The organism is Gemmatimonadota bacterium, assembly GCA_016209965.1.
In the GTDB taxonomy this organism is placed as follows: domain Bacteria; phylum Gemmatimonadota; class Gemmatimonadetes; order Longimicrobiales; family RSA9; genus JACQVE01.
In genome coordinates, this window is sequence record JACQVE010000098.1 from 1 (window position 1) to 10,549 (window position 10,549).

Sequence of the window (10,549 nt, forward strand, 5' to 3'; positions counted from 1 at the left end):
CATGAGCCTCGAGGGTCTGCGGGGGACGCCGGACGCCTTTGACGATGCGATTCAGCGGGTGCGCCCGCATCCGGGGCAGCGGCAGAGTGCGGCAAGACTGCGGCTGCTGCTCGAGGGTTCGGAGATTCGCGAGTCGCACCGGCACAACGACCCGCGGGTGCAGGACGCTTATTCGCTGCGCTGCATGCCCCAGGTCCACGGCGCGGCAAGGCAGGCGCTGGTGTACGTGCGGCAGGTGCTGGAGGTGGAAGTCAACAGTGCGACAGACAATCCGCTGATCTTTGCGGAAGATGGTCGGATCCTGAGCGGCGGGAACTTCCACGGCCAGCCGGTGGCCCAGGTGCTGGACGTGCTGGCGCTGGCGTGTGCGGACCTGGCGAGCATCAGCGAGCGGCGGCTGGCGCGGCTGCTGGACCCGGCGCTTTCCGGGCTGCCGGCGTTCCTCACGCCGGATGCGGGGGTAAACTGCGGGCTCATGCTGGTCCAGGTCACGGCCGCGGCGCTGGTGGCGGAGCTCCGGCTGCGGGCGCAACCGGCGAGCGTGGACTCGATTCCCACGGGCGCCAACCGCGAGGACCACGTCTCCATGGGCGTGGGCGCGGCACTGAAGGCGCGGGAGGCGGTGGGACTGCTCGAGACCGTGCTGGCGCTCGAGCTGCTGGCGGCGGCGCAGGCACTCGAGTTCCACAAGCCGTTGCGTCCCGGGCGGCGGGTCGAGCGAGGCTACCAGCTCGTGCGGGAGCGGGTTCGGCCGCTCGCTCGCGACCGGGAGATGGCGCGGGACATCGCGGCGGTCGAGGCGCTGGTGCGGAAGGGTGCCTTCGCCCGGCTGGCCGTGGAAGCGGCACCCGCATCATGAGCGCGCTACTCTTCGTCGAGGCCGCCCAGGTGGTGACCTGCGAGGCGGTGGACCCCGGCTGCGTGCTCGCCCGAGCCGGCCTCGCCGTGCAGGAGGGGCGGGTCGCGGCGGTCGGAGCCGAAGCGGAGCTCCTGGCCCGCTTCCCGGACGCGGAGCGTGTTCCTTGCGGGGGCGGCGTGGTCACCCCCGGCTTCATCGATTCCCATACTCACGCGGTGTTCGGCGGCTGGCGCGCCGCTGAGTACGCGCTGCGCTGCCGGGGTGTGCCGTACATGGAGATCGCGCGGCGTGGCGGCGGGATCAATGCCTCGGTGCGCGACCTGCGCCAGCGCTCGGAAGACGAGCTGGTTCAGCTCACGCGGTCCCGCCTCCTGGAAATGGTGCGCCTGGGCACGACGACTATCGAGGTCAAGAGCGGCTACGGACTGCGCACGGAGGACGAGCTGAAAAGCCTGCGCGTCGTGCGGCGGCTGAACGAAGAGGGCCCCTTCGAGCTGGTCCCGACTTTCCTGGGCGCGCACGAGATCCCACCCGAGTACCGGGGACGGCGCAGCGATTATGTGGATCTGGTTGTCAACGAGATGATCCCGGCTGTGGCCGAGGCGCAGCTCGCCCGTTTCTGTGACGTGTTCATGGAGCCGGGCGCGTTCACAGGCTCGGAGGCGCGGCGCGTGCTCGAGGCGGGACTGGCGCACGGGCTCGAGCCCAAGCTGCACGCCGACGAACTCGAGTACTCGGGCGGCGCGGAGCTCGCGGTCGAGCTGGACGCCGTATCTGCGGACCACCTCGGGCAGGTGAGTGATGCGGGCATCCGCGCCCTGGGCCGCTCGGCCACGGTGGCCACTCTCCTGCCGGCTACCCTCTTTTTCCTCGGCCGCAACCGCTACGCGCCCGGGCGGAAGCTGCTGGACGCCGGCGCGACCGTGGCGCTGGCCACGGACTTCAATCCCGGATCGGCGCCCTCGCCCAGTATGGCGCTGGTGCTGACCACGGCCTGCTCGCAAATGGGGTTCGACCCGCTGGAAGCACTGGTGGCCGCCACGGCCGGCGGCGCCAAGGCACTGCGCCTCGGGCCCGGGCGCGGCACGCTGGCGGTGGGCGCCCCCGCCGACGCCGTGCTGTGGGCGGTCTCCGACTACCGCGAGATCCCCTATCGATGGGGCGTGAACCTGGTGCGCGGCGTCTGGAAGCGGGGGGCGCGGGCGGCATGAACGCTTGTAGCGCCGGAGCGTCTGTCCTATCTTTCGCACGATGACCGCGCGCGTCCTCGAAGCGGTGCCGAACTTCAGTGAGGGTCGGGACGCCGCGGCCGTTCACGACATCACAGATGCGATGCGCGGGGCCGGCGCCGAAGTGCTGCACTGCACTTCGGATCCAGACCACCACCGCAGCGTGGTCACGCTGGTGGGCACGCCGGAGGTCGTCGAGGCGGCGGCCGTGGCTGCTGCACGAGTCGCCGTCGAGCGCATCGACCTGCGCTACCACCGCGGCGCACACCCGCGTATTGGCGCAGTCGATGTGCTGCCCTTCGTGCCACTGGTGGCGCTGAGCCTGGAAGATGCACGGGAAGCCGCGCGCCGCGTGGGCCGCCGGCTGGCCGAGGAGGTCGGCGTCCCGGTCTACTTTTACGGCGCAGCCTCCGAACCGCCAGGGCGCACACTGGGCGAGCTGCGACGCGGCGGTTTCGAGGAACTGGTCAGGCAGTGGCCGGCGGACCGTCCACCCGACCTGCTGCCGCCGGGGTGGCCGCATCCCGGAGCGCACCCCCGGGCGGGTATCACCTGCGTGGGCGCCCGGCCACTGCTGCTGGCGTGGAACGTATACCTCGCCGGGGTGTCGAAAGAGGCGGCTCATGATATCGCAGCACGGGTGCGGGAGCAGGGGGGCGGATTTCGCGGGGTCCGCGCGCTCGCCCTGATGCTCGAGGAACGGCGCGCACTCCAGATCTCGATGAACCTCGAGGACCTGGAAGCTGCTCCTCCCATGGACGTGTTCCGCCGGATCGAAGAGCTGGCAGCGTCGGCCGGCGGACGGGTCGCAGAAACGGAAGTGGTAGGAATGTTGCCAGATGAACTGGTTCTGACCGCGGCAGCGGAGCGCCTGCGCCTGAGCGACGCCACGCTGCAGCGCATGCTTTCGCGCCGCCTGGTCGATCACCTGGCGGCTCGACTCGGAGCCGCTAACCGGAAAAAAGTGTGAAGTCCATCACAAAACTGAAGGAACAGGCCCGGCGCCACGAGGCGAAGGAGGAGTGGCAGCGGGCGATCGAAGCCTACCTGAGTATCCTGGCCGCGGGCGAGGACGAGGGTGAGGTCGAGCTGGGTCTCTACAACCGGGTAGGTGACCTCTACCTGCGCCTGGGCCGGCCGGCGGACGCGGTGATGTATTACCAGCAGGCAGCGGACCGGTACGCGCAGGCCGGGCTGTACAACAACGCCATCGCATTGTGCAACAAGGCGTTGCGGTACGTGCCGGAGCGGCCGGAGCTGTACCGGAAGCTGGGGCAGTTGTGTGCGACGCAGGGGTTCCTGACGGATGCGCGGCACTGGTTCCTGCAGTTCGCGGAGCTGATGCAGAAGTCCGGTTCGCTTCCCGAAGCGTTCAAGGCGCTGGAAGAGTTCGCGAACCTGTCGGACGACCCGGAGACGCGCGAGCTGCTGGCGCGTCAGCTTCAAGCGCGCGGGCACCGGGTGGAGGCACTGGAGCAGCTCCGGAAGGCGTTCGCGTTGCGTGCGCCTGGCGGTCAGACGAAAGAGCTGGAGGAGCTGCGCGCGCAGATCCTGGTACTGGATCCCAAGGCTGATCTCCCGGTGGTAGCGGCGCCGGCGGCTGCCGAGGCGCCGGCCGTGCCCCAAGCCGGGCCCGACCTGGATGCTGCGCTGGTTTTCGGTCCGGGCGCCGTCACCGGGCAACGGGGAGGGGAAGCGGTGGTCGAGCAGCCTCCACCCGTTGTGCTGGGCTTCGAAACCACGGCGCAGGCGGTCGAGCCCGAGACAGTGGCGCCGCTGCCGCTGCTGGGCGAGCCCACGGAAACGCCGGAAGGGGCGCCGGCTGCGGCCCGGTCGGGTCAGGATCTGGATCTGGAATCGGTGGCCGAGGCGGCGGGGCTTGGGGTCGAGGGCGAGGCGGAAGAGGAGGAGGCCGAAGCGGCGGATCTCGCCGAGGTCGACACTGCCGGGCCGGCCCAGACCCTGGCCATGCCAGCCGGGGAGGCGGAAGAGACGGGGGAGGAGGAGACGGCGGCGCCGCTTCCGCTGCTGGACCTGGGGCCCCTGCCCGGGGCCGAGGCGGTGGAGGAAGCGGCCCAGGCGGGCGGGCCCGCCTTTGGGGGATTCGACCTGACGCTTTCGCCTACGGCGCCGGCGGAGCCGGCGGGCCGCGTCAAGCCGGAGCCGCCGGTTGCTCGTGAGCGAGCCAAGCGCAAGGCGCCCCAGGCACCGGATGCGGCCGCGGCCCGGTCCCGCGCACGCGAGTTGCTCGAGGCCGGCCGCACGCGAGAGGCGGCGGACGAGCTGGAACGTCTCCACGCGGCACTGGCCGCCGCCGGACTGCTGGAAGAGGCTATCGAGGCACTCGACGAGCTGGCTGCGCTGGATCCGGCAAATGTGCGCGTACACCAGGACCGGGTCGACTACGCATTGCGCTCCGGCAACACGGAACTCCTCGTTCCGGCGTACCTGCAACTGGCGGAGTGCTTGAAGCGGACGGGTGCCAGGACCAAGGCCACGGTTGTGCTGCAGCGGGCACTCGATCTGGATCCGTCCCATGAGGCGGTACGCAAGGCGCTGTACGGCGGGAGGAAGCGGCCGGCAGCGGAGGAAGAGGCGTATGTTGACCTGAGCGCGCTGATCCAGGCGGAAGAGGCTGAGGCCGGGTCGACGACGCGCTTCGTGGTCGCGGAGCAGGCACCTTCGGGCGACGAGGAGCGGGACTTTGCCACCATGCTCTCGCAGTTCAAGAGCAAGGTGGCCAAGCACGTGGGGGTGGACGACCCGGCGAGCCACTACGATCTGGGGCTGGCTTTCAAGGAGATGGGGTTGATCGATGAGGCGGTGGCCGAGTTCCAGACGGCGCTGCGGGGGGGTGAAGAGCGGCTCAAGGTCTACGAAGAGTTGGGGCAGTGTTTCCTGCTCAAGGAGCAATACAACGTGGCGGTGAAGCTGCTGTCGCGGGCGCTGCAGCTCCCGCACTCCGATGATGCGGAGCTACTTGGCGTGTACTACCACCTGGGTCGGGCCTACGAGGGGATGGGGAAGTGGCGGGCGGCGCGAGAGGCGTACGAGCGCGTGATGGGCCTGGATCTGGATTTCCAGGACGTGTCGGAACGGCTGGCACGACTTTGACAAGACCGGCAGCCGCGGGTACCTTTGGGCGCGTTCTGACCTATCCTGCACCCCGGTGTCGAGTCGATGCTTCGCACATCACTGCCGAAGCTCGCGCAGATCCAGCGTCCGGTGCGCGACCGGCTGGAGGCTGTGGGTGAGGAGCTGCGGCGGATCGTCCTGAGCGATTTCCCCCCCATCGGCGAAGTCAACGATTACCTTCTCCTGGGTCGCGGCAAGTTTCTTCGGCCCACCCTTCTCCTTCTCTCCAATGAGGTAGGCGGCCGGCCGGGCGCTCGGGCCGTGACCGTAGCAGCGGCCGTCGAGCTCGTGCACCTGGCGACGCTGGTGCACGACGACGCTGTAGACCACTCTGTATTGCGGCGCGGCATGCCCACGGTGAACGCGCTGTGGAACCACCAGACGGCGATCATCATGGGAGACTACCTCTACAGCCGATCGGTGAGCGAGCTGGCCCTGCTGGGCGATCTCGAGCTGATTCGCGTGCTGGCGCGTGCGGCCAACGAGATGAGCGTGGGCGAGATGCGCCAGCTCACGGCGTGCGACGCGCTGCGGACGAGCGAGAGCGACTACTACCGCCTGATCGCGTGCAAGACGGCGTCCCTCATGTCCGCGGCGTGCGAGATGGGTGCTCTCACGGGCGAGCCCTCGCAGCGCGAGTCGCTGGCGCGCTTCGGCCACTACCTGGGCATGGCGTTTCAGATCGCGGACGACCTGCTGGACTACACGGAGACCGAGGCGGTGACAGGCAAGCCGGCGGGGCACGACCTGAGGGAGCACAAGGTGACCCTCCCCTTGATTGCGTCGCTTTCCGCCGCCAACGGCGCGGGGCGCCGGGAGATCGAGGATTTCTTTGCCGACCCGGAACCTGCGGACGACGGGATCGCACGGATGGTAGAGCTGGTGCGGGAGTACGGCGGCCTCGAGTACAGCCGCCGGCGTGCGGCGGAGTACGGCGCACGGGCGGCGGCGGCGCTGGTCGGCCTGCCGGCTGGCGAGGCGGCAGAATGCCTGCGCGACGCGGTGACCTACGTCGTCGAGCGCCGGCACTAGAGTGGCTGGTCCTAGAATGGAACCTGCAACTGGGGCGGCGGTATCATGATCGGTCCGCGGCGCCGCGCCCTCGGGCGTCTGTTCTGGATCGTGATCGTCGGGCTTTTCCTGGGCGCATTGTTCAGCAAGCTGGCCATCCTGTACTTGCCCGCGGAGAGCGCGACGCGAGACTTCTTGACGACCGCGGTGTCCGCTTCGATCGGTCCGTTGGGGATCGATCTGATCGCGCTGGCCTTCGTCATTGGCCCGCTGACGATCAACCTGAACGCCCTGAGCCTGGTCGGGATCGCGCTCGTGACCTTTGTCGCCCGCTCCTTCCTGTAGGCTCGTAACCCGGAGAGGGATTCATGCCGTTCGGCAACTTTGGGATGACGGAGATCCTCCTGATCCTGCTCGTCCTGCTCCTGGTATTCGGCGCCCGCCGGCTGCCAGAGCTGGGCGGCGCGCTGGGCAAGGGGATCCGGGAGTTCAAGCGCTCGATTCGTGACATCGAATCGGAGCTGGCGCGGCCGACAGCAGAGTCGCAGAAGGAGCTGAACGCGGGCTCAACGGAAGGCGCTGCGGCGCCTGCCGAGGGGGCCGCGCGCAAGCAGGCGAACACCGGGCGCGACTCGCAGTAGGTAGCTGGGGCGAGGGCGTTGGGCGCCGCGGCGCCGCAGCACGTGTGGGTGGCCTCAGGGAATCAGGCGAATGACGGAAGAGCGCCTGGTGGCGGTGCGAAGGACTGCCACCAGGCGCTCATTGTTTTCTCCCCCGGGGGGCCAAGGCGGCAAAGGCGGCTGCTCCACCGTGCACGCCGGACGGGTCGGTCAGTTGGCTGCGCCGTCCGCGCTCGGCGCGGGGCGAAGCACCTGGTTCCGATTGTCCTTGATCTCGGCCCGCTTGCGCAAATCTTCCAGGAAGCGGTTCCAGCGTTGCTGCTCGAGTCCGGCGCTGATGCGCTCGCGCTGCGCCTCTTTCTGCTGCTGCCAGGGCGAGCGGTCCGCCTCCTGGCGTTCGAGCACCTGCAGGATGAAGAGGGCGTTCTCTGCCTCGACTGGGCCGCCGATCGCGCCGGGCGCCAGGCCGAAGGCGGACCCGATGGCAGCGTTTGCGCGGCCCAGGCCAGGCACGAAGTCGAGGCGGGAGAAGGGTCCTGCCTCCTGCGCCTGGACGGCGTAGCGGCCCGCGACGGCCTCGAAACCCGCGCCCCCGCGCAGTTCGCCCACGATCTGGCGGCCGAGCTGGTGCGCCCTTTCCAGCTTCTTCTGCGAGGAAATGCGGCTGCGGATGAGCGGCTTCACGTTCTCGAGCTCGATGCTGCCTGCGGGCATGAGCTCGAGTAGCTCGAGCATGTAGTAAGCGGATGCCGTCTCGAACACGGGGCTGACATCGCCGATCTCCGCCTGACGGAACGCCCAGTCCGCGCCGTCGTCGAGCCGGCCCACGGCGGGGGCAAACGGCAGTTCTTCATTGATTTCGGCGGTTCGGACAGGCAGTCCCAACTGCTCGGCTGCCGCGGCAAGGCTCATTCGTTCGCCCAGGTCCTCGAGGGAGTCGGCACGCTCGAGCAGCAGATTCTCGCTCTCCGGACTGCGCTCGATGGGAATGAGGATGTGCCGCGCCTGCGCCTCGTCCTGGCGCCGGCTCTGCACCTGGATCAGGTGGTAGCCGAACTGCGTCAGGACCGGTTGGCTCACCTGGCCGACGGGCAGCGACCAGACTGCCTGCTCGAACGCTGGTGTCATCTGCCCGCGTCGGAAGGTGCCCAGCTCGCCACCCTTGGCTGCCGAGCCGGGATCCGCCGACTCGCGCCGCGCGACTTCGGCAAAGTCGGAGCCGCGCCGGATCTCCTGACGCAAGGCCAGGACTCGATCCCGGGCCGCGGCCGTATCTGCAGTCGTGGGCGCCTTGTCCAGGGCGACGAGCCGTACCGATGCCCGCTCCGGACGTTTGAACTCGTCGCGATGCGCCTCGTAATAGCTGGCTATTTCCCTGTCGCTGACGGAGGCCGCGGCGTCGCTGATCAGGGCATCGGGCAGCAGCGCCAGGTAACGCACGCGGACCTTTTCATTGGCCTCGCGCCAGGCGCGCCAGAGCTCGCTCTCCGGCACATAAATCCCGGCTGTCACCTGACGGAACAACTTGCTGCGCGGAATGAGGTCGCGGTAATACGCTTCCAACTGGAGCAGCAGCCGGCTGTCCACCGCGGGCGAGGCCAGGAACTGGTGGTACTTGGCAATATCGAAGCGGCCGTCCGTCTGGAAGAGCTCGTTCTCGAAGAACTCGGGGGGCGGCGCAAAGCGCGCGGCCTGGCGGATCTCCTCTTCGCTCACGCCGATGCCGCGACGCTCCAGCTCCTGAGCGATCACCTTCTCCATGACGATCTGTGCCCAGGCGGTTTCCTCGAGCTGCCGGTTCTGCGCCGCCGAGATCGGCTCCTCCTGATCCTGCCGCTGCTCCGCCAACCTGCGATAGACCGCGTTGTATTCGTCGTACGTGATCGGCTGGCCATTGACCTGGCCCAGCTCGCCACCGCTCGCCTGCGCACTGCTGCGGCCGCTGAGGTCCATTCCCCACTCGAAGACCATGAGACCCACGAAGGCGGCTGCCGTAAGCAGCATGATCCACTTCGTGTTCTCGCGCATGGTTCGCATCATAGGACTACTACTCCGGCCGTGCGCCGACGGCCGAGCAAAGGGGTTCGGCACGAAAGACTGCAAGCTAGGGTATCAGCCCGCTACTTTCAACCCGCTGCAGAGGTTGGGGTTCCGCGGGTTGGGAAATCTGGCTATTGTTGTTTTTTGCCCGCAAGCGCTAGCCTTCGTGGCCCCATGGAGTTGGAGAAATGGCCGAGCCCGATCGCGAGGGAATAGCCCGGCTGGAGGCGGCAGTCTCGAGCGAGCCTGGCGGCCGCGCGTTCGCGCCGCTGGCGGAGGCGTATCGGCGGGCCGGCGATCTGGGACGGGCGCGTCGCGTTCTGGCGGCGGGACTGGCGCGGCACCCGGACTATGCCAGTGCGCACGTCGTGCTTGCTCGGGTGCTCCGGGCGGAGGGCGACAGTGAGGGGGCGGAGACCGAGTTCCGTCGGGTGCTGGATCTCGATCCCGACAATATCGAGGCGCTGGAAGCGTTGGCTGAGCTAGCCCGCGAGGCGTCGCAGCCAGGAGAGGCGCTGGGCTTCTATGAGCGTCTGCGGACGCTCGAGCCGGAGGACGCGTCGCTAGCAGCCCTGGTGAAGGAGCTGAGAGAAGCGGCCGCGCTGACCGAAGCCGCGCCCGCTGCCTGGGATCTGGCGGCCGATTCAGGCGAGATTCCTGGCCCGGCGGGCGATCTCGCCGCGGTGGAAGCGGGAGCTGGCGGGGAGGAGGGGGTGTTGCAGCTAGGCGGGGAATCTGGCCCGCCGCCTCTGATTGTGACCGAGACCATGGCGGAGCTCTACGCGGCGCAGGGTCAGCAGGAGCGTGCCGCGGAGATCTACCGGGAGCTGTCGCGCCGCCATCCGGATGACACGAAGCTGCCGGCGAAGCTGGCGGAGCTGGAAGCGATGGCTGCGCCGGCAGGGCCTGTCCCCGCGGAAGAAATGGAGCTGCCCGCAGGGGTGGGATCCCCGCTCGATTCGGAAGGCCCTGCCGCCGCCGGCTGGGACGACCTTCCGGACCTGGACCTGCCGGGGCTGGAGGAGCCGGTGCCGCGGCCGTCGCGGCCGTCCAGCTACGGGGCGGACGATCTGGGTCTGGATCTGCTCGAGCTCGAGCCGCAGCCGGCGGGCGGGCCTGCCGGCGCGCCGCGGGCGGGTGAGGAAGCGCCGCCGTGGGGGCCGCCGGACGAGTCGGGCATGCTGGGGAGCGGAGCGGCTGCGGATGTGGACGCGCCAGGCGGAACTCTGCAGGAGCCGCCGTCGGAGCGGCCGCCGGAGCCGGGCATCGGGCCGATTACCGAAACATTGCCGGAGAGCCGGGTCGAGTCGGCCGCGCCAGGCGGCGCGGAGATAGAGGCGGACGGACTCCCCGAGCTGGTGGAATCCGCGTGGACGGGGCGCGGTGGTGCGGCCGGTGCCGAGCGCACGCCCTACGCATGGTCGGAGGGTGAGGCGGCGGGCGATGACGGGGCCGTGGCGGAGCCGAGTGGTGGGGAGTATGTTGAGCCGCTCGCCTCCCCTGGTATAGCAAAGCGTGCGGCGCCGCCCTGGCCGGTGGAGGACACGTCGGCCGCCGGCGCGGTTGCAGCAGAATCCACTGCCGAAGCCGTTGAACAGCCGGCGGAGGCGGGGTGGGAGGATTTCGAAAACTTCTTTTTCAGCGGCGGGAGCATC

General features: G+C 69.2%; 9 protein-coding genes. 8 read left to right on the forward strand and 1 reads right to left on the reverse strand.

Annotated features, from left to right (window positions below; genetic code table 11):
• The 7 genes from HY703_04060 to HY703_04090 form a co-directional block, all read left to right on the forward strand.
• On the forward strand, window positions 1–859 hold an 859-nt coding region (locus HY703_04060), incomplete at its 5' end, for an aromatic amino acid lyase (protein MBI4544350.1).
• Complete coding sequence (locus tag HY703_04065) at window positions 856–2,070, forward strand: imidazolonepropionase (GenBank protein MBI4544351.1); 1,215 nt, start codon at window positions 856–858, stop codon at window positions 2,068–2,070. The genes HY703_04060 and HY703_04065, both read left to right, overlap by 4 nt.
• A 40-nt stretch (window positions 2,071–2,110) precedes the next feature.
• Window positions 2,111–3,058 carry a glutamate formimidoyltransferase gene (gene ftcD / locus HY703_04070; GenBank protein ID MBI4544352.1) on the forward strand — a complete coding sequence of 316 codons (948 nt, stop codon included), beginning with the start codon at window positions 2,111–2,113 and terminating at the stop codon, window positions 3,056–3,058.
• On the forward strand, window positions 3,055–5,202 hold the full coding sequence (locus tag HY703_04075) for a tetratricopeptide repeat protein (GenBank protein MBI4544353.1): 2,148 nt from the start codon (window positions 3,055–3,057) through the stop codon (window positions 5,200–5,202). The genes ftcD and HY703_04075 overlap by 4 nt, the downstream gene beginning before the upstream one ends.
• A 66-nt stretch (window positions 5,203–5,268) precedes the next feature.
• Window positions 5,269–6,255 carry a polyprenyl synthetase family protein gene (locus HY703_04080; GenBank protein ID MBI4544354.1) on the forward strand — a complete coding sequence of 329 codons (987 nt, stop codon included), beginning with the start codon at window positions 5,269–5,271 and terminating at the stop codon, window positions 6,253–6,255.
• Window positions 6,256–6,300: 45 nt separating this feature from the next.
• Window positions 6,301–6,579: a hypothetical protein gene (locus tag HY703_04085; protein ID MBI4544355.1), complete on the forward strand. Its 279-nt coding sequence runs from the start codon at window positions 6,301–6,303 to the stop codon at window positions 6,577–6,579.
• A gap of 23 nt (window positions 6,580–6,602) precedes the next feature.
• Window positions 6,603–6,875 carry a twin-arginine translocase TatA/TatE family subunit gene (locus tag HY703_04090; GenBank protein MBI4544356.1) on the forward strand — a complete coding sequence of 91 codons (273 nt, stop codon included), beginning with the start codon at window positions 6,603–6,605 and terminating at the stop codon, window positions 6,873–6,875.
• Between the two features lie 189 nt (window positions 6,876–7,064).
• On the opposite strand, the gene HY703_04095 is transcribed toward HY703_04090, so the two are convergent.
• A complete protein-coding gene (locus tag HY703_04095) occupies window positions 7,065–8,882 on the reverse strand; it encodes a peptidylprolyl isomerase (protein MBI4544357.1) in 1,818 nt (605 codons plus the stop codon).
• Between the two features lie 200 nt (window positions 8,883–9,082).
• Between HY703_04095 and HY703_04100 the strand changes: the two genes are divergently transcribed.
• A partial coding sequence (locus tag HY703_04100; GenBank protein MBI4544358.1) for a tetratricopeptide repeat protein occupies window positions 9,083–10,549 on the forward strand: 1,467 nt, incomplete at its 3' end.